Below are 17,893 nucleotides of genomic sequence, written 5' to 3' on the forward strand. Positions count from 1 at the left end.
GGGGGTTGTGTCATTCATGCCTCGATGCGGTCGAACCAGGCCGACAGCAGCGCGTGGTAGCGCGTTTCGTCGAGCAGGAAGGAGTCGTGGCCGGCCGGACAGTCGATCTCGGCGTAGCTGACCCTGCGCTTGTTGTGTAGCAGCGCATAGACGATCTCGCGCGAACGCTCGGGCGAGAAGCGCCAGTCGGTGGTGAAGGACACCACCAGGAAGTCGGCGCTGGCGCGGGCGAGTGCGGCGGGCAGGTTGCCGCCGTATTCGAAGGCAGGGTCGAAGTAGTCCAGTGCCTTGGTCGTCAGCAGGTAGGTGTTGGCGTCGAAGTAGCCGGCGAACTTGTCGCCCTGGTAGCGCAGGTAGGACTCGATCTCGAACTCGACGTCATAGCTGTAGGTGTTGCGGCCGTGGCGCAGGCTGCGGCCGAATTTCTCCGCCATCGCGTCGTCGGACAGGTAGGTGATGTGGCCCACCATGCGCGCCAGCTTGAGCCCGCGCGCCGGGACCACGCCGTGCTCGTAGAAGTGTCCGCCGTGGAATTCGGGGTCGGTCAGGATGGCCTGTCGCGCCACTTCGTTGAAGGCGATGTTCTGTGCGGTGAGCTTGGGCGCCGCGGCGATCACCGCGACGTGGCCGACGCGCTCGGGAAACTGCAGCGCCCATGACAGTGCCTGCATGCCGCCCAGGCTGCCGCCGACCACTGCGGCGAAGCGCCGGATGCCGAGCTGGTCCGCGAGACGGGCCTGCGATTCGACCCAGTCCTCGACGGTGACGAAGGGAAAGTCTGCGCCCCATAGCCTGCCGGTGGCCGGGTTCATCTGGTTGGGACCGGACGAGCCGTAGCAGCCGCCGAGGTTGTTGACGCCGATGACGAAGAACTTGCGCGTATCCAGCGGCTTGCCCGGACCGACCAGGTTGTCCCACCAGCCGACGTTGTGCGGCGCGTCGGCATAGGTGCCGGCAACGTGGTGCGAGCCCGACAGCGCGTGACACACCAGCACCGCATTGCTGCGATCGGCGTTGAGCGTGCCGTAGGTCTCGTAGACGAGGTGGTAGTGGTCCAGCGTGCCGCCGCCGCGCAGGGCCAGCGGCTCGGTGAACTCGGCGCGTTGCGGGGTGACCACACCGACCGATTGGGGTTGGATCATTTTCGTCATCTGCAAAACAAAAAACCCAGTCGGCTGAAGACGCGGACTGGGTGCCCTCGCTTTAGCCGTATTTGTTGAGCGCCCGCAAGCTGTTGATCAAATCGGCGCTAGGTCGGGCGAACTTAGCGCTCGTGGCGGGAAAAGTCAAACGTCGGCGCCGTGATAAGATTTTCGCCCGCAACGTCCATCCGTATCGCCATGATCCAGGTCATCGTCAACGGCCAGCCCGAATCGCTGGCGCCCGGTATCACCGTTTTCGGACTGCTCGAGGCCCGCGGCCTTGTCGGCAAGCGTCTGGCGGTCGAGCGTAACGGCGAGATCGTGCCGAAGGCGCGTCACGCCGAGGTCGCGCTGACCGACGGCGACCGGCTCGAGATCGTCGTCGCCGTCGGCGGCGGCTGAGCTCCGGCGCCGAGAATGCGCGACCCGGCAACGCAGCGGCGAACTTTCCGCGCGCAGCCGGTCTTCACCACAGTCACTCAAGAACAGCACAGGCTCACACCATGAACGACCCCCTGGTCATTGCCGGTAAGTCCTACAACTCGCGACTGCTCGTCGGCACCGGCAAGTACAAGGATTTCGCCGAGACGCGCGAAGCCATCGACACCAGCGGCGCCGAGATCGTCACCGTCGCCATCCGCCGCACCAACATCGGCCAGAACCCGGACGAGCCCAACCTGCTCGACGTGCTGCCGCCGGAAAAATTCACCATCCTGCCCAACACCGCCGGCTGCTACACCGCCGACGACGCGGTGCGCACGCTGCGCCTGGCGCGCGAGCTGCTGGACGGGCATGCGCTGGTCAAGCTGGAAGTGCTGGGCGACCCCAAGAACCTGTTCCCCAACATGCCCGAGACGCTCAAGGCGGCCGAGACCCTGGTCAGGGACGGCTTCGACGTGATGGTCTACTGCGCCGACGATCCCATCCAGGCGAAGATGCTCGAGGACATCGGCTGCTGCGCGATCATGCCGCTGGCCTCGCTGATCGGTTCCGGCATGGGCATCCTGAACCCGTGGAACCTGCGCCTTATCATCGACAACGCCAAGGTGCCGGTGCTGGTCGACGCCGGCGTGGGCACCGCGTCGGATGCCGCGATCGCGATGGAGCTGGGTTGCGACGGCGTGCTGATGAACACCGCGATCGCCGCCGCCGGCAAGCCGGTGCTGATGGCGAGCGCGATGCGCAAGGCCGTCGAGGCTGGCCGGGAGGCCTTCCTCGCCGGGCGCATGCCGCGCAAGTTCTATTCGGCCGATCCGAGTTCGCCGACCCAGGGGCTGATCGGTTCATGAGCCACGCCAACGACACGCAGCGCGTGCAGGAACCCGTCGCCGGGGTCGAGATCATCGGCCGCGACAGCCCGGAACACCGCTTCTCCAGCCGCAGCATCCGCAGCTTCGTGCTGCGCCAGGGCCGCATGTCCGAGGCGCAGCAGCGTTACCTGGACGACATGCTGCCGAAGGTCGGCATCGACTACCGTGTGGCGCCGCTCGACCTCGACGCAGCCTTCGGCCGCAAGGCGCCGAAGATCCTCGAGATCGGCTTCGGCATGGGCGAGACGACGGCGAGGATCGCCGCCGCGATGCCCGACCACGACTTCCTCGGCATCGAGGTCCACACGCCGGGTGTCGGCGCGCTGTGCAAGCTCATCGCCGAGGGCGATCTCGGCAACCTGCGGATCATGCAGCACGACGCCGTCGAGGTGATGCGCGACATGATCGCCGACGGTGCGCTGGCCGGCGTGCATGTCTTCTTCCCCGACCCCTGGCGCAAGAAGCGCCACTTCAAGCGTCGCATCATCCAGTCCGATTTCGTCGCGCTGATCGCGCAGAAACTCGCCCCCGGCGGCTACCTGCACTGCGCCACCGACTGGGAGGACTACGCGCACTGGATGCTCGAGGTCATCTCCGCCGAACCGCTGCTGCAGAACACCGCGGACGGTTTCGCGCCGCGCCCCGACTACCGGCCGCTGACCAAGTTCGAGAACCGCGGCCTGAAGCTGGGCCACGGCGTGTGGGACCTGGTGTTCCGCCGTCGCGCGGACTGAGGGGAGAGGGCGCTTGATCCGGGGTCTGTTCCGCTTCCTTTTCGCCACGCTGCGCCTGTTCGTGCGTACGCTGGACTTCGTCGTGCGCGGTCTGTTCTACGCCATGCTGATCTTCAGCGTCGGCATGCTCGTGGCCTTCTTCTTCCGCCCTGCGCCGGACATTCCCGAGGGAGCGGCGCTGCTGCTGCGCCCGACCGGCAGCCTTGTCGAACAGCCGGTGTTCGAGCGGCCGCTCGATCTGCTGGCGGCCGGCGGCGCGCCGGCGGGGCAGGCTTCGCTCGGCGACCTGCTCGAGGCGATCCGGGTGGCGAAGGACGATGCGCGCATCAAGGCCCTTGTCATCGAGACCGACGAGTTGATGGCTGGCGGCCTCTCCAAGCTCGCCGAACTGCGTCAGGCGATTGTCGACTTCAAGGCCTCCGGCAAGCCGGTGCTCGCGCGCGGCGAGCGCTTCACCCAGGGGCAGTACTACCTCGCCACGGTGGCGGACGAACTGCATCTGTCGCCGGACGGCTTCGTGCTGCTGCACGGCCTGTCGCGCTACGGCGCCTACTTCAAGGAGGCGCTCGACGCGCTGGGCGTGAAGGTGCATGTGTTTCGCGTCGGCGAATACAAGTCCTTCTCCGAGCCCTTCACCCGCAACGACATGTCGGAGGAGGACCGCGAGGCCTCGCGCGACCTGCTCGACGGACTGTGGACGATGCTGCGCGACGACATCGCGGTCGCGCGCAAGCTTGCGCCGGAAGCGGTCGAAGCCCACGTGCAGAACTATCGCGACGCGCTTGCCGCGGCGGGCGGCGACGCCGCGCTGGCGGCACGCAGCGCCGGTCTGGTTGACCGCTTCAGCACCCGCGACGAGTGGCGGGCGCGGCTGGTCGAGCGTGTGGGCGCCCACGCTGGCAGCGGCGACGCGCGCATGGTCGAGATCGGCGAGTACCTGGCGGTGGTCCGCGGCGCACGCCACGCACCGGCGGAGAAGGTGGCCGTGCTGGTGGCGCAGGGTGCGATCGTCGACGGGCGCGAGCCGGCCGGCGTGGTGGGCGGCGACACCTTTGCCGAGCTGATCCGCGCGGCGCGCGAGGACGAGCAGGTCAAGGCGGTGGTGGTGCGCATCGACAGCCCGGGCGGCAGCGCCTGGGCGTCGGAAGTGGTCCGTCGCGAACTCGAACTGACCCGCCAGGCGGGCAAGCCGGTGATCGCGTCGATGAGTTCGGTGGCGGCCTCGGGCGGTTACTGGATCGCGGCGGGCGCCGACGAGATCTGGGCCGCGCCCTCGACGCTGACGGGCTCGATCGGCATCTTCGCGATGTTCCCCGAGTTCTCGGAGCCGTTGCGCCGCCTGGGCATCGGCGTCGACGGCGTGGCGACCGCGCCGCTGGCCGGTGCGCTTGACCCGCGTCGTCCGCTCAGTCCGGCGGCGGCCGATGCGATGCAGCTCGGCATCGAGCACGGCTATCGCCGCTTCCTCGACGTCGTCGGCAAGGCGCGCGACATGAGCGCGGCCGAGGTCGATGCCGTCGCCCGCGGCCGGGTGTGGACCGGCAAGGCCGCGCACGAGCTCGGCCTGGTCGACCAGCTTGGCGGTCTCGAGGCCGCGGTCGCTGGGGCCGCCCGGCGTGCGGGCCTCAGCGACTACGAGGTCGTGTGGCCGACGGCGGACGAGTCGCTGCAGCAGCGTCTGCTACGCGAGCTGACGGGTTTCGCCGAGGAATTGGGCATCGATGCCGGTTTCGCCGCCAGGCCCTCGCCGCTCGCCCGCCTGCTTGCAGAGGTGCAGGCACCGGCCGCCGAACTGCTGCGCTGGAACGATCCGCAGCACCTGTACATGCATTGCCTGTGCGAGGCGCCGTGAGGCCAGGCGCCGCGCACGCGATCCACCCGACCGTGACGAAGGAGACAGCATGAAACTCACCAGCCAGAGCTTCAACGACGGTGCGCCGATTCCCGGCGAGTTCGCCTTCTGCATCCCCGCCGACGAGGGGCACGCCTGCCTCGGTGCCAACCGCAACCCGCAGCTGTCGTGGTCCGACGTGCCGGCGGGCACGCAGTCCTTTGCGCTGATCTGCCACGACCCGGACGTGCCGAGCCGGGGCGATGACGTGAACCAGGAAGGCCGCACGGTGCCGGCCAGCCTGCCGCGGGTGGATTTCTTCCACTGGGTGGTGGTGGATCTGCCGGCCGACCTGCGCGCCATCGATGCCGGCCACTTCTCAGGTGAAGTCACGCCCGGCGGCAAGCCCGGCCCCGAGACCGCGCTGGGCGCGCGTCACGGCGTCAATGACTACACGGCGTGGTTCGCCGGCGACGACGCGATGAAGGGCGACTACCACGGCTACGACGGCCCTTGCCCGCCGTGGAACGACGAGATCGTGCATCGCTACGTGTTCACGCTGTACGCGCTCGATGTGCCGCGCTGCGCGGTGGAAGGGCGCTTCACCGGCCCCGAGGTGCGTGCGGCGATTGCCGGGCACGTGCTGGCCGAGGCGAAGCTCACCGGCACTTACGCACTGAACCCGGCCCTGCGCTGAATCGGCGCGTGCGCGCCGGCCCGGCTGGGCCCGGTGCGCACGGTTACCGCGGGCGGGCGCAGTCAGTCGTCCAGAAAGACCTGCAGCAGATCGTTGAGGAAGCGTCGCCCCTGCGGGCTCGGCCGGATCTGTCCGTCGCGCATCTCCAGCAGCCCGCGTTCGCGCGCTGCCTCGATGCGTTCGCCGATGGCCTCGAGCGGCAGGCCGGTGCGCGCAGCGAACAGCTTGGCCGGCACGCCCTCGGTCAAGCGCAGCGCGTTCATCATGAACTCGAAGGGCAGTTCGGCCACCGACACCTCGCGCGCTTCCTGGATGAAATCGCCGCGCGCCGCGCCTTCGAGGTAGCGCGCCGGGTGCTTGTGCCGCATCTCGCGGCGGATGCCTTCATGGCTGGACAGCTTGCCGTGCGCCCCGGGGCCGATCCCGAGGTAGTCGCCGAAGGTCCAGTAGTTGAGGTTGTGCCGGCTCTGGCCGTGCGGGCGGGCGAAGGCCGAGGTCTCGTAGTGCTCGAAGCCGGCTGCGGCGAGGCGCGACTCGATCGCCTCCTGCATGTCGGCGGCGACGTCGTCGTCGGGCAGGGACGGGGGATCGTGGGCGAAGGGCGTGTTCGGCTCGAGCGTCAGGTGGTAGCAGGACAGGTGCTCGGTGCCGAAGCCGAGCGCGGTCTCCAGGTCGCCGAGCGCCATTTCCAGGCGCTGCTCCGGCAGGGCGTACATCAGGTCGAGATTCACCCGTTCGAAATGCGTGGTGGCGGCCTCGATCGCCCGCCGTGCCTCGTCGCCGCCGTGGATGCGGCCGATCCTCGCCAGCATCGCGTCGTCGAAGCTCTGGATGCCGAGCGAGAGGCGATTGACGCCGGCAGCGCGGTAGTCGCGGAAGCGCTCGGCTTCGACCGTGCCCGGGTTGGCCTCGAGCGTGATCTCGGCCAGCGGGTCGAGCGGCAGCAGCATGCGGATGCCGGTGAGCAGCGCGTCCAGCGTCTGCGCCGACATCAGGCTCGGCGTGCCGCCACCGATGAAGACGCTGTGCACCCGGCGGCCCCACACCTGCGGCAGGGCGTGCTGCAGGTCGGCAAGTACGGCATCGAGCCAGGCCCGTTCCGGGATGCCGCCTTCGCGCGGCGCGTGCGAGTTGAAGTCGCAGTAGGGGCACTTGCGCACGCACCAGGGGAAATGCACGTACAGGGACAGGGGCGGCGGCGCCTCGAGCTGCGGGCGTTCGGGCAGGGGCAGCGTGCGCGCCGGCGATGTGGCAGGGGTCAGCGGGATGATGCGGCGTGTCACGGCGAGTGTCTTCAGGGGGCAGGAGGCGCCGGGCCGCAGCGGGTGTTCTGCGGCCGGCCCTGCCTGCGGTTTTACAGGGGGTGGTGCTCGAGGCGGGCGAGGAGGTGCCGCATGGCCGCGCCGCGGTGGCTGAGCGCGTTCTTCAGTGCCGCGTCGAGTTCGGCGGCGGTCTGACCCAGCTCGGGCAGCCAGAACAGCGGGTCGTAGCCGAAGCCGCCTTCGCCGCGTGCAGCAGTAAGGATCTGGCCGTGCCACTCACCGTCGGCGATCAGCGGGCGTGGATCGTCGGCGTGGCGCACCAGAACGACGACCGAGCAGAAATAGGCGCGGCGCTGTCCGGGCTCGAGGAAGGCGGCGAGTTTTTCCAGCAGCAGGGCATTGTTGCGCGCGTCGGACTTGGGCTCGCCGGCGAAGCGCGCCGACTGTACGCCCGGCTCGCCACCCAGCGCCTCGACGCACAGGCCCGAGTCGTCGGCGATGGCCGGCAGGCCGGTCGCGGCTGCGGCGTGACGGGCCTTGGCCAGCGCGTTCTCGACAAAGGTGGGGTGAGGTTCCTCTGCTTCGCTCACGCCGAGCGCGCTCTGCGGGATCACCTCGATGCCCAGCGGTGCGAGCAGGGCCTGCATCTCGGCCGCCTTCTTGGCGTTGTTGCTCGCCAGTACCAGTCGCTTGCTCATCTTCAACCTCCGTGAACCGCGGCGCGCTGCAGCGCGAACAGGCGACGAATGCCGCTGTCGGCGAGATCGAGCAGGGCGTTGAGCTCGGCGCGCGAGAAGGCCGCGCCCTCGGCCGTGCCCTGCACCTCGATCAGGCCGCCGCCTTCGGTCATGACCACGTTCATGTCGGTGTCGCAGTCCGAGTCCTCAGCGTAGTCCAGGTCGAGCACCGGTGCGCCCTTGTGGATGCCGACCGAAACCGCGGCGACGAACTCGCGCATCGGGTTGCGCGGCAGCGTGCCGCTGGTGACGAGCCCCATCAGCGCGTCGTGCACCGCGACACAGGCGCCGGTGATCGAGGCCGTGCGCGTGCCGCCGTCCGCCTGCAGCACGTCGCAGTCGATGATGACCTGGCGTTCGCCCAGTGCTTCCAGGTCGATCACCGCGCGCAGGCTGCGGCCGATGAGACGCTGGATCTCCTGCGTGCGGCCGCTCTGCTTACCCTTGGCGGCCTCGCGCGCGCTGCGCGTGTGGGTGGCGCGCGGCAGCATGCCGTACTCGGCGGTGAGCCAGCCCTGGCCCTTGCCGCGCAGGAAGGGGGGCACGCTTTCCTCGACGCTGGCGGTGCACAGCACGCGGGTGGCGCCGAACTCGACCAGCACCGAACCTTCGGCATGGCAGGTGAAATTGCGGGTGAGGCGGACGGCGCGGAGTTCGTCGGGTTTGCGCTCGCTGGGTCGCATGGGGGAGTCCTATTGCTTGTCGATCTTGTGGATGGCGGCGTTGATCTCGCGGATGGCGCGTTCGATCTCGTCCTCGTCGAGGTCGACGAGCTGGCCGATGCTGCGGCTGCTCAGGTCGATCTCGGTGGTGAAGTGGTTGAGTGCCATGGTCTGCGTCGAGATGACGTCCGGTCCCGGGGTGGACAGGTCGTCGTGCCAGGTCATCGCGACCATGGACAGGTTGTCGGCCGTCTCGCCGGCGCGGGCCTCGGCCTGGCCCATCAGGCGCGGCACGGCCTGGTGCAGCGGGCTGTCGACGAGGCCGAGCAACAGGGCTTCGTCGCCGAGCGGACCCCACACGCCGTCGCTGCACAGCACGAAAGTGTCGCCATCGAGCAGGTCCATGCGCGGTGAATACTCGATCTGCGGCGAGTGCGTGCCGCCCAGGCAGGAATAGATGCGGTTGCGCCCCGGGTGGTTCGTGGCGTCGTGGGCGCTCAGCAGGCCCTGGTCGATCAGCATCTGCACGCGCGAATGGTCGCGCGTGCGGGTGTGGATGCGCCCGCGGCGCAACAGGTAGAGGCGCGAATCGCCCGCGTGCGCCCACCAGGCGCTGCCGTCCTGCACGACGCAGGCGACGATGGTGGTGCGCGGCGCCTCCTGCAGGTGGCGGTCGAGGGTGTCGTCGAGGATTGCGTGATGGGCGCCGGTGAGCGCGCGCGACAGGAACAGCGCGGGGTCGTGCAGCGCGGGCTGGGCGTCGCGCTGGAAGGCATGCGTGATGTACTGCGCCGCGATGTGCGCCGCCAGTTCGCCGTGCTGGTGGCCGCCCATGCCGTCGGCCACCAGCATCAGCAGCGAGTCGCGCGAGTAGCAGTAGGCGATGCGGTCCTGGTTCGACTGACGCTGGCCGATGCGGCTTTCCTGGTAGATCGTGAATCGCATGTCGAATTCCTTCAGCCGCGGCCGATGAAGGCCTTGAGCTTGCTGCCGAGATCGGTGAACCAGGGGGTGTGCGGCACGGTCTCCACCTCGCTCTTGCGGACCAGCGCCTTCTGCAGCGTATACACGCTTTGCGGCCGCGCAAAGGGGTCGAGCTTGAGGCACCAGTCGATCAATTCGAGGAGTTGCGGCGAGAAACGGTCGGACTGCGTCTTCGCCAGTGGCTGCAGCGTGTCCTGTTTGACACGCTCGTCGGCACGCGGCGGCGCGCTGCCGACGACGCTGGTGTAGAGGCTCGCCCCCACGCTGTAGATATCGCTCCACGGGCCCAACTGGTCGCGGCGGTCGTACTGCTCGGGCGAGGCGAAGCCCGGGGTGTACATGGGCTTGAGGATTGGCTGGTCGTTCATCAGGGTCTGGCGCGAGGCCCCGAAGTCGAGCAGCACGGGCGTGCCGTCGGTGCGCAGGTAGATGTTCGACGGCTTGATGTCGAGGTGCAGCAGCTTGTGGGCATGGACCTCGCGCAGGCCGTTCAGCATGCGTGCAAACACGGTGCGGATGAAGGCTTCGCGGATCTCGCCGCGGTGTTTCTGGATGAAGTCGTGCAAGGTGCGGCCGCGTTCGAACTGCATGACCATGTACACCGTGCCGTTGGCGCGGAAGAAGTTGAGCACCCGCACCACGTTCGGGTGCATCAGCTTGGCTAGCGAGCGGCCTTCCTCGAAGAAGCACTTCATGCCGTAGCGGAAGGCTGCCTGGTGCTCTTCGGTCACCTGCGGCACGATCTCGCCGTCCTTGCGCAGTGCGAGCGAGTTCGGCAGGTACTCCTTGATGGCGACCGGCGTTCCGGCTTCGTCATGCGCCAGGTAGACAATCGAGAACCCGCCGAGCGAAAGCTGGCGGTCGATGCGGTACTGGTCGAGCAGGAAGCCTGCGGGCAGCGCGCAGTTGGCTTGAGGCGGCATCTTCGAGGGCGCTAGAATCCGGGCTTTCCCAGCCTCTTTCCTGAGTGGGACCCGCAGTGTAATCGATCGCGCCGGGTTCCCGGAGACCCCAATGATCCAGAGCATGACAGGTTTCGCGGTCCAGACCCGCGACCTGGGTGGCGTCAGCGTTCACCTGGAACTGCGCAGCGTGAATTCGCGCTACCTCGACCTCGGTTTCCGCATCGTGGACGACCTGCGCCAGGCCGAGCCCGCCATCCGCGAACGCCTCACCGCCAAGCTCGGCCGCGGCAAGGTGGAATGCCGCCTCAACCTGCAGGCCGGGCATGGCGCGCCGCGCAGCCTGTCCCTGAACGGGGCGCTGGTCGACCAGCTCGCCGAAGCGCAGGACACGCTGCGCGCCCGCTTTCCGGACGCCCCGCCGCTGTCCGTCAATGAGCTGCTGCGCTGGCCCGGCATGCTCGCCGACGACAGCCTCGGCTTCGACGAACTGCTGCCGCACATCTGCGCACTGGTGGATGCCGCGCTGGTGGAGCTGGTCGCCACCCGCCGCCGTGAGGGCGAGAAGCTGGCCGACGCCATTCGCGAGCGCGTCACGCGCATGCGCGAACTCGTCGCCACGGCCACGCCGCGCATGCCGGCGGTCGTCGCCGAATATCAGGAGCGCCTGACCGCCAAGTTGCGCGATGCGGTCGCCAGCCTGGACGAGGACCGCATCCGCCAGGAGGTCGCGCTGTACGCGCAGCGCATCGATGTGGCCGAGGAGCTCACGCGCCTGAGCACCCACCTCGACGAGGTCGAGCGCATCCTCAAGGCTGGCGGCGCGGCCGGCAAGCGCCTCGACTTCCTGATGCAGGAGCTCAATCGCGAAGCCAACACCCTCGCCTCCAAGTCGCCCGCCACCGACATCACCGGCATCGCCATGGAAATGAAGGTGCTGATCGAGCAGATGCGCGAACAAGTGCAGAACATCGAGTAAGGAACGTCGTCCATGCCCGGAACCCTCTTCATCGTCACCGCGCCCTCGGGCGCCGGCAAGACGACCCTGGTGCGTGGCCTGCTGCAGCGCGACTCGCGCGTGCAGCTCTCCATCTCCTACACCACGCGCGCGCCCCGCCCCGGCGAGCAGGATGGCCGCGAATACCACTTCGTCGACGTGCCCACCTTCCGTGCCCTGCGCGACCGCGGCGAATTTCTCGAGTGGGCTGAGGTCCACGGTAACTACTACGCCACCTCCAAGGTGTGGCTGCGGGACCAGATCGCGGCCGGTCGCGATACCCTGCTCGAGATCGACTGGCAGGGTGCCCAGCAGGTGCGCAAGTCCTTCCCGGAGGCGGTCGGCGTCTTCATCATGCCGCCGTCGATGGAAGAGCTCGAGGCGCGACTGCGCGGTCGCGGCACCGACAGCGACGAGGTGATCAGCCGCCGCCTGCTTGGCGCACGCGGGGAGATGCGCCATGTGGCCGAATTTGACTACGTTATAATCAATAACGAAATCGACGTTGCGCTGGACGATCTGGTCGCAGTGGTGCGTGCCGCCCGCCTGCGCTACCCGAACCAGCATCAGCGTCATCCCGATTTTTTTGATTTTCTCGAACAGGATTGAACATGGCTCGCATCACCGTCGAAGACTGCCTGAAGAAGATTCCGAACCGCTTCCAGCTCACGCTGGCCGCGACCTATCGCGCCCGTCAGCTGACCATCGGCAGCACGCCGCAGATCGACATCGATCCGCACGACAAGGACAAGCCCACCGTCATCGCGCTGCGTGAAGTCGCCGCCGGCAAGGTCGGGCTCGAGATGCTGAACCGCGGCCAGGCCTGAGCCTGGTCATGAGGGGCGACACATGGAAGCGAGCGACATAGGCGCCCCTCGTCCGGTCTTCAGCCCGCCGGTGTCGAGCGTGCTCTCGCTCGACTTCCAGCAGCTGAAGGCGAAGATCCAGACCTACCTGCGTCCCGAGGACGTGGGGCGGGTCGAAGCGGCCTATCACTTCTCGGCCGATGCGCACGCCGGCCAGTTCCGCGTCAGCGGCGAGCCCTACGTCAGCCATCCGGTCGCGGTCGCCTCGCTGGTGGCCGACTGGCATCTCGACGCGCAGGCCCTGATCGCCGCGCTCCTCCATGACGTCATGGAGGACACGCACATCTCGAAGGCGGAGCTCACCGAGCGCTTCGGCAAGGTGTCTGCCGAACTGGTCGATGGCCTGTCCAAGCTCGACAAGATCGAGTTCCGTTCGCACGAGGAAGCGCAGGCCGAGAACTTTCGCAAGATGCTGCTGGCGATGGCGAGCGACCTGCGCGTCATCCTGATCAAGCTCGCCGACCGCCTGCACAACATGCGCACGCTGGACCACATGCGTCCGGCCAAACGCCGCCGCATCGCCAACGAGACGCTCGAGATCTACGCGCCGATCGCCAACCGGCTCGGCCTCAACGACCTGTTCCGCGAACTCCAGGAGCTGTCGTTCAGCAACAAGTACCCGCTGCGCTACCAAGTGCTGGCGCGCGCCATCCGTGCTGCCCGCGGCAACCGGCGCGAGGTGGTGGGCAAGGTGCGCGAGGCGATCGAGGCCCGCCTGCCGCAATGGGGCATCGCCGCCGAGGTGCAGGGGCGCGAGAAGCATCTCTACGGCATCTACCGCAAGATGGTGGAGAAGCGCCTGTCCTTCTCCCAGGTGCTGGATATCTACGGCTTCCGCGTCATCGTGCGCGACGTGCCGGGCTGCTACCTGGCGCTGGGTGCGCTGCACTCGATGTACAAGCCGGTGCCGGGCAAGTTCAAGGACTACATCGCCATCCCCAAGGCGAATGGCTACCAGAGCCTGCACACCACGCTGATCGGGCCGTTCGGGACGCCGGTCGAGGTGCAGATCCGCACGCGCGAGATGCATCACATCGCCGATTCCGGCGTGGCCTCGCACTGGCTGTACAAGGAAGACGAGAAGACGCTGACCGAGCTGCAGCAGAAGACGCATTCCTGGCTGCAGTCGCTGCTCGAGCTGCAATCGACTTCGGGCGAGGCCACCGAGTTTCTCGAGCACGTCAAGATCGACCTGTTCCCGGGCGAGGTCTACGTGTTCTCGCCCAAGGGTACGATCTTCTCGCTGCCCAAGGGCTCGACGCCGGTGGACTTCGCCTATGCGGTGCACACCGACGTCGGCAACCGCTGCGTTGCCTGCCGCATCAACGGCGACCTGATGCCGCTGCGCAGCGAGCTCAAGAACGGCGACCAGGTCGAGATCATCACCGCCACCCACGCCAACCCCAACCCGGCCTGGCTGTCGTATGCGCGCACCGGCAAGGCGCGCGCGCAGATCCGCCACTTCATGAAGAACGCCCAGCAGGACGAGTCCGTGGCGCTGGGCGAACGTCTGCTCAACCAGGCCTTGCGCCCGCATGGTCTCACGCTGGGGCAGATCTCCACCTTCGCCTGGGACCGTTTCCTGCGCGACCGTGGCGTGCGCCACAAGAAAGAGGTCTTCGCCGACCTTGGCCTCGGCAAGCGCCTGCCGGCCATCGTCGCGCGTCGTCTGGCGCAGGCGCAGGACATGGAGTCGGGGCGGCCCGATGTGGTCAAGCCCAAGCCGGCCGGCGCGATCACGATCCGCGGCTCCGAGGGCATCGCGGTGCAGCTGGCGCGCTGCTGCCATCCGATCCCGGGCGACCCCATCATCGGCACGCTGCGCAAGGGCCAGGGGCTGGAAGTGCACACCCACGACTGCCCGAGCGTGGCCAAGCTGCGCGGCGATCGCGGGCGCTGGGTCGATGTCGAATGGGAACCCGGCCACGACGATCGCCTGTTCGATGTCGGCATTCGCGTGCTGACGCGCAATGCGCGCGGCGTGCTCGCCCGGGTGGCGAGCGCGATTGCCGAGGAAGACTGCAACATCCAGAGCGTGCACATGGACAACGAGCAGGGCGCCTACACCGCGCTCAACTTCACCCTGCAGGTGCGCGATCGCATGCATCTGGCCCGGGTGATGCGTGCCGTGCGCCGGGTGCAGGAGGTGGTGCGCATCGGCCGCGTGAAGGGCGACGGGCGGGCGGCCTGAGGGCGGCCTGAGGGCAGCCCTGACGGTGTCTCAGGCGTTCAGGCGCACGGTGTTGCGGCCGCCGTTCTTCGCCTCGTAGAGTGCCTCGTCAGCCTTCTGCAGTGCCAGTTCGACCGTCTCGCCCGGCTTCACCAGGCGCGAACCGATGCTCACCGTCAGCGCGCGGCCGCCGGGCAGGGGGCGGGCCGCCTCGGCCTCCGCACGGATGCGCTCGCTCAGGCTGGCGAGGGTGTGCGCATCGCACGGTGTCAGCAACACCAGGAATTCGTCGCCGCCCCAGCGCGCAGCGCTGTCATAGGGACGGATGTGGTTGCGCAGCAGCGCGGCGACCGTCACCAGTGCGCGGTCGCCTTCGGCATGGCCGAGTTCGTCGTTGATTTCCTTGAAGTGATCCACGTCGATCCAGATGATGCCGAAGGGCTGGCGTTCGCGGGCACCGCGGCTGACCGCGTCGTCGATCAGCTCGCTCATGCCGCGGCGGTTGATCAGCCCGGTGAGGTCATCGACCCGTGCCAGGCGGTTCAGGGCCTCGGTGCGCTCCTGCACACGGCTTTCGAGTTCCACCGTGGTGTTGCGCACCGCGCCGGCCATGGCCTCGAAGTGCTTGATCAGGCGCCCGATCTCGCCCTTGCCCTCAGGCAGGTCGGCCGGGGCGAGATCGCCGTCGCGCACGCGCAGGATGGCGCGCTCGAGCGCGCTGACGGGGCGGAACACGAGGCGCTCCAAGGCCAGGTGCACGATTAGCAGTGTCAGCAGCAGGGCGGCGGCGAACACCAGCGCCGCCATGCCGAATCGGTTGACCGGCATCACCACGTCGAGGTCGAGCAGGGTGATCTCGTACCAGTCGAGCTCTGGCAGGTAGGCAATGCCGGCGAGGTGGCGCTTGCCGTTGACCTGGACGAAACGGCTCAGCACGGTCGTCCCGGGCGTGGTGGTCGCGGCCAGTTCGCGCATCATGTCGCGCAGGTGGGCGCGGTCCTCCGCGGTCTCCAGCAGGAGGTCCACGGTCTTCTTGTTCCATTCCGGCTTGGTGAGGCTGGCGTAGTCGATCAGGTTGCGGTCCCGGAACAGCTGGATGGCGCCGTTGTGGTCGACGAAGAGCGTGGTGATGCCGGGCGGGGCCACATCGATGACGTCGCGGATGAAACCGTCCAGCTCGAGACCCGTGCCGACCACGCCGAGGATGCGCTCGCCGTCGCGCAGCAGCACGTCGATCCACAGCTTGGTCACGCCGAGCGGGATGTCCGGATTGACGTTGAGGTGGAAGTCGCGGCCTTCGCGGACGATGGTGTAGAACCATGCGTCCGGCGGGTTGTCTGGGCGCAGGTGGTAGCGCAGCGGCTTGGCGGCGAATTCGTTGCGGGCGTTGTTGTGGAAGTAGGCGCCGGAATCGAGCAGGGCGACGAAATAGCTGCGGTCCTGGAAGTTGCTGCGGAAGCTCTCCATCTCGGCGATTGCCTCGACGCGCATGCCGGCGTCCTCGGGCGTCTTCGCCCAGCGCCGCAGAACCTGCGAATCGGCCATCTGGCGGGCGAGGGCGATCTCGCGGGCGATCGGCTGCAGCAGCTTGGCGCTGTCGTAACGCACCTGTACTTCGGCGAGCCGTACGCCCCATTGCTCGATGATGGTCTCGGCAATACGCTGGAAAACCGACCAGGCCGCCGCCGAGGCGGTCAGGACCAGCAGGGTGGCCAGGAGCAGGAAGCGCGTCTTGAGGTTCATGCGCAGGGCGAGTCGACGGAGTGGGTGGGGGCGGCCGCAGTATCAGTGCAGCCTAACATGCGGCCAGCGTGCCGCATGCGTTCTGCGTCACGGAATCCACGAGGCGGTTGCGCGCTGCAGCAGCGGCGCAGGTCGGCGCCTGCTGCTAGAATTGCGGCCACTTTCCGGGGACCCGATCATGGCCATGTACGAATCCGAACACACCAAGTTCATGCGTGAATGGATGGAGAAGCATCCGCAGGAGCGCGCCGAGCAGCAGAAGGGCCGTGCCCTGTGGTGGGACAAGCCGCAGTCGCTCGAGCAGCAGCAGCGTCACCGCGAGGCGAGCGTGCCGGTGAAGCCCTACTACTACGACGCCAACCACTGAGCCTTGCGTCACGACCCGTCGCGCGGCGCCGTGCGCTGACCGCATGAGCCTGCCGCGCCGTCTCGCCTTCATCGATGTCGAGAGCACCGGGGCCCATCCGGTGCGCGACCGCATCACCGAGATCGCTATCCTCCGCGTGGAGGACGGCGTGCTCGTCGAGCGCTGGGAGAGCCTAGTCGATCCCGGAATTCCCATTCCGCCGCTGATCCAGCAGGTGACGGGCATCACCGACGACATGGTGGCCGGCGCGCCCGGCTTCGAGGCGCTGGCCGACCGGGTCCAGACCTTGCTGGCCGACTGCGTGTTCGTCGCCCACAACGCGCGCTTCGATTTCGGCTTCATCAAGAACGCCTTCGAGCGCATCGGCCGCGCGTTCGACGCGCGCGTGCTGTGCACGGTCAAGCTGTCACGGGCGCTGTTTCCCGAGCACCACCGCCATGGGCTGGATGCGCTGATCGAACGTCACGGTCTGCACTGCGGCGCACGCCACCGGGCCATGGGCGATACCGAGGCACTGTGGCAGTTCGTGCAGATGGCGCAAGCGCAGTTCGCGCCCGATGTGGTCGGTCGCGCCGCCGAACGTGCGATGAAGGCGCCAGCACGGGCCCCGGGTCTTCCCGAGGGGCTGCTGGAAGCGATTCCCGACGTGCCCGGCCTCTATCTTTTTCATGCCGAGCCGGAGGCGCCGCCGCCCGGGCGCAGCGACCGCCCGCTGTTCGCCGCCCGGGCCGTCAGTCTGCGCGCACGGGTCAAGGAGCATTTTGCGGCCAGCGTGCGCAAGGGCAAGGATGCCGAGCTGCGCGAGCAGGTGCGCCGGGTCGAGTGGATCGAGACCGCCGGCGAACTCGACGCGATCCTGCGCGAAGCCGAACTCGTGAAGCGCCTGCGCCCGCCCTTCAATCGCGTGCCCGAACGCGTTGACGAGGCCTTCGCGCTGCGGCTGCTGGACAACCGCCGTCGTCCGCCGATCTATGAACGCGTGCCGATCGCCGGTACCGATCCGACCGGCTGGCAGGGCTTGTACGGCGTGTTCCGCAACCGCCGCGAGGCGGAGAACCTGCTGCGCGAGCTGGCCCTGCTGTATCGCCTGTGTCCGCGCAGGCTCGGTCTGGAGTCAGGCACCCTTGGCGCATGCTCGGCGTTCCACCTGAAGCGGTGTGCGGGGGTTTGCGCGCGCCGGGAGAGCGCCGCCGACCATGATGCCCGCCTGCTCGGCGGGCTGGCCTCGGCGGGCATCAAGCCCTGGCCGTGGCCGGGCGCGATCGTCGTCGCCGAGCGTCATGCCCATTCGGGTCGGGAGGCCTATCACGCGTTCGACCAATGGTGCCATCTCGGCAGCGTCGAACGCCGCGAAGACCTTGTCGCCCTCGACCGCACGCGGCGGTTCGATGCCGACACCTGGCGACTGCTCGGGCGCTGGTTCGCCGTGCCCGCCAACCTGGCGGCCGTCGAGCCGCTGGTCTAGCGCGAAAGTCGCTGACGCGCCCTG

18 protein-coding genes are annotated in these 17,893 nt (G+C 68.2%); 11 read left to right on the forward strand and 7 right to left on the reverse strand.

Annotation, left to right across the window (positions count from 1 at the left end; genetic code table 11):
* Window positions 1–14: 14 nt before the first annotated feature.
* Complete coding sequence (metX, locus tag C664_RS08505; RefSeq protein WP_004257576.1) at window positions 15–1,142, reverse strand: homoserine O-succinyltransferase MetX; 1,128 nt, start codon at window positions 1,140–1,142, stop codon at window positions 15–17.
* Window positions 1,143–1,340: 198 nt separating this feature from the next.
* Here metX and thiS point away from each other — a divergent pair, with 198 nt between their 5' ends.
* The 5 genes from thiS (at window position 1,341) to C664_RS08530 (ending at window position 5,714) form a co-directional block, all read left to right on the forward strand.
* Window positions 1,341–1,544, forward strand: a complete 204-nt coding sequence (thiS, locus tag C664_RS08510; RefSeq protein WP_004257580.1) for a sulfur carrier protein ThiS — start codon at window positions 1,341–1,343, stop codon at window positions 1,542–1,544.
* Window positions 1,545–1,645: 101 nt separating this feature from the next.
* Window positions 1,646–2,431, forward strand: a complete 786-nt coding sequence (locus tag C664_RS08515; protein WP_004257583.1) for a thiazole synthase — start codon at window positions 1,646–1,648, stop codon at window positions 2,429–2,431.
* On the forward strand, window positions 2,428–3,186 hold the full coding sequence (gene trmB / locus C664_RS08520) for a tRNA (guanosine(46)-N7)-methyltransferase TrmB (RefSeq protein ID WP_004257588.1): 759 nt from the start codon (window positions 2,428–2,430) through the stop codon (window positions 3,184–3,186). Before C664_RS08515 ends, trmB begins: the two co-directional genes overlap by 4 nt.
* 13 nt (window positions 3,187–3,199) lie before the next feature.
* On the forward strand, window positions 3,200–5,038 hold the full coding sequence (gene sppA / locus C664_RS08525) for a signal peptide peptidase SppA (RefSeq protein WP_004257592.1): 1,839 nt from the start codon (window positions 3,200–3,202) through the stop codon (window positions 5,036–5,038).
* Window positions 5,039–5,087: 49 nt separating this feature from the next.
* Window positions 5,088–5,714, forward strand: coding sequence for a YbhB/YbcL family Raf kinase inhibitor-like protein (locus C664_RS08530; RefSeq protein WP_004257594.1), 627 nt, complete (start codon window positions 5,088–5,090; stop codon window positions 5,712–5,714).
* Window positions 5,715–5,776: 62 nt separating this feature from the next.
* Here C664_RS08530 and hemW read toward each other — a convergent pair whose 3' ends face one another.
* From hemW to C664_RS08555, 5 genes are all read right to left on the reverse strand, one after another.
* Entirely contained in the window at window positions 5,777–6,997 is a 1,221-nt protein-coding gene (gene hemW, locus C664_RS08535) for a radical SAM family heme chaperone HemW (protein ID WP_004257597.1), read from the reverse strand.
* Window positions 6,998–7,068: 71 nt separating this feature from the next.
* Window positions 7,069–7,674 carry an RdgB/HAM1 family non-canonical purine NTP pyrophosphatase gene (gene rdgB, locus C664_RS08540; RefSeq protein ID WP_004257614.1) on the reverse strand — a complete coding sequence of 202 codons (606 nt, stop codon included), beginning with the start codon at window positions 7,672–7,674 and terminating at the stop codon, window positions 7,069–7,071.
* Window positions 7,675–7,676: 2 nt separating this feature from the next.
* On the reverse strand, window positions 7,677–8,396 hold the full coding sequence (gene rph / locus C664_RS08545; protein ID WP_004257618.1) for a ribonuclease PH: 720 nt from the start codon (window positions 8,394–8,396) through the stop codon (window positions 7,677–7,679).
* Between the two features lie 9 nt (window positions 8,397–8,405).
* Entirely contained in the window at window positions 8,406–9,320 is a 915-nt protein-coding gene (locus C664_RS08550) for a PP2C family protein-serine/threonine phosphatase (protein ID WP_004257621.1), read from the reverse strand.
* Between the two features lie 11 nt (window positions 9,321–9,331).
* Window positions 9,332–10,282: a serine/threonine protein kinase gene (locus C664_RS08555; RefSeq protein ID WP_004257624.1), complete on the reverse strand. Its 951-nt coding sequence runs from the start codon at window positions 10,280–10,282 to the stop codon at window positions 9,332–9,334.
* A gap of 91 nt (window positions 10,283–10,373) precedes the next feature.
* Between C664_RS08555 and C664_RS08560 the strand changes: the two genes are divergently transcribed.
* The 4 genes from C664_RS08560 to C664_RS08575 are packed head-to-tail and all read left to right on the forward strand — an operon-like array spanning window position 10,374 to window position 14,315.
* Complete coding sequence (locus C664_RS08560; protein WP_004257626.1) at window positions 10,374–11,240, forward strand: YicC/YloC family endoribonuclease; 867 nt, start codon at window positions 10,374–10,376, stop codon at window positions 11,238–11,240.
* A 12-nt stretch (window positions 11,241–11,252) separates the two neighbouring features.
* Window positions 11,253–11,867, forward strand: coding sequence for a guanylate kinase (gene gmk / locus C664_RS08565; protein ID WP_004257629.1), 615 nt, complete (start codon window positions 11,253–11,255; stop codon window positions 11,865–11,867).
* Between the two features lie 2 nt (window positions 11,868–11,869).
* The gene (gene rpoZ / locus C664_RS08570) at window positions 11,870–12,085 is read left to right on the forward strand and encodes a DNA-directed RNA polymerase subunit omega (protein WP_004257633.1); all 216 of its coding nucleotides are present in this window, start codon (window positions 11,870–11,872) and stop codon (window positions 12,083–12,085) included.
* Window positions 12,086–12,107: 22 nt separating this feature from the next.
* Window positions 12,108–14,315, forward strand: a complete 2,208-nt coding sequence (locus C664_RS08575) for a RelA/SpoT family protein (protein ID WP_004257637.1) — start codon at window positions 12,108–12,110, stop codon at window positions 14,313–14,315.
* Window positions 14,316–14,345: 30 nt separating this feature from the next.
* On the opposite strand, the gene C664_RS08580 is transcribed toward C664_RS08575, so the two are convergent.
* Window positions 14,346–16,037 carry a sensor domain-containing diguanylate cyclase gene (locus tag C664_RS08580; RefSeq protein ID WP_004257641.1) on the reverse strand — a complete coding sequence of 564 codons (1,692 nt, stop codon included), beginning with the start codon at window positions 16,035–16,037 and terminating at the stop codon, window positions 14,346–14,348.
* 178 nt (window positions 16,038–16,215) lie between these two features.
* Here C664_RS08580 and C664_RS08585 point away from each other — a divergent pair, with 178 nt between their 5' ends.
* Window positions 16,216–16,404, forward strand: a complete 189-nt coding sequence (locus C664_RS08585; protein ID WP_004257645.1) for a DUF3460 family protein — start codon at window positions 16,216–16,218, stop codon at window positions 16,402–16,404.
* Between the two features lie 43 nt (window positions 16,405–16,447).
* Window positions 16,448–17,869 (forward strand): exonuclease domain-containing protein, encoded by a 1,422-nt coding sequence (locus C664_RS08590; RefSeq protein WP_004257649.1) that lies wholly within the window; start codon window positions 16,448–16,450, stop codon window positions 17,867–17,869.
* The last annotated feature ends 24 nt before the right edge of the window (window positions 17,870–17,893 follow it).

The sequence above is a fragment of the Thauera sp. 63 genome (assembly GCF_000310165.2).
Lineage (GTDB): Bacteria > Pseudomonadota > Gammaproteobacteria > Burkholderiales > Rhodocyclaceae > Thauera > Thauera humireducens.

Coding starts and splice junctions, on each gene's coding strand:
- gmk (WP_004257629.1), top strand. CDS start 11,253: ATGCCCGGAACCCTCTTCATCGTCACCGCGCCCTCGGGCGCCGGCAAG.
- C664_RS08590 (WP_004257649.1), top strand. CDS start 16,448: ATGAGCCTGCCGCGCCGTCTCGCCTTCATCGATGTCGAGAGCACCGGG.
- rdgB (WP_004257614.1), bottom strand. CDS start 7,674: ATGAGCAAGCGACTGGTACTGGCGAGCAACAACGCCAAGAAGGCGGCC.
- rph (WP_004257618.1), bottom strand. CDS start 8,396: ATGCGACCCAGCGAGCGCAAACCCGACGAACTCCGCGCCGTCCGCCTC.
- rpoZ (WP_004257633.1), top strand. CDS start 11,870: ATGGCTCGCATCACCGTCGAAGACTGCCTGAAGAAGATTCCGAACCGC.
- C664_RS08585 (WP_004257645.1), top strand. CDS start 16,216: ATGGCCATGTACGAATCCGAACACACCAAGTTCATGCGTGAATGGATG.
- C664_RS08580 (WP_004257641.1), bottom strand. CDS start 16,037: ATGAACCTCAAGACGCGCTTCCTGCTCCTGGCCACCCTGCTGGTCCTG.
- C664_RS08555 (WP_004257624.1), bottom strand. CDS start 10,282: ATGCCGCCTCAAGCCAACTGCGCGCTGCCCGCAGGCTTCCTGCTCGAC.
- C664_RS08560 (WP_004257626.1), top strand. CDS start 10,374: ATGATCCAGAGCATGACAGGTTTCGCGGTCCAGACCCGCGACCTGGGT.
- C664_RS08530 (WP_004257594.1), top strand. CDS start 5,088: ATGAAACTCACCAGCCAGAGCTTCAACGACGGTGCGCCGATTCCCGGC.
- thiS (WP_004257580.1), top strand. CDS start 1,341: ATGATCCAGGTCATCGTCAACGGCCAGCCCGAATCGCTGGCGCCCGGT.
- C664_RS08515 (WP_004257583.1), top strand. CDS start 1,646: ATGAACGACCCCCTGGTCATTGCCGGTAAGTCCTACAACTCGCGACTG.
- metX (WP_004257576.1), bottom strand. CDS start 1,142: ATGATCCAACCCCAATCGGTCGGTGTGGTCACCCCGCAACGCGCCGAG.
- trmB (WP_004257588.1), top strand. CDS start 2,428: ATGAGCCACGCCAACGACACGCAGCGCGTGCAGGAACCCGTCGCCGGG.
- C664_RS08550 (WP_004257621.1), bottom strand. CDS start 9,320: ATGCGATTCACGATCTACCAGGAAAGCCGCATCGGCCAGCGTCAGTCG.
- C664_RS08575 (WP_004257637.1), top strand. CDS start 12,108: ATGGAAGCGAGCGACATAGGCGCCCCTCGTCCGGTCTTCAGCCCGCCG.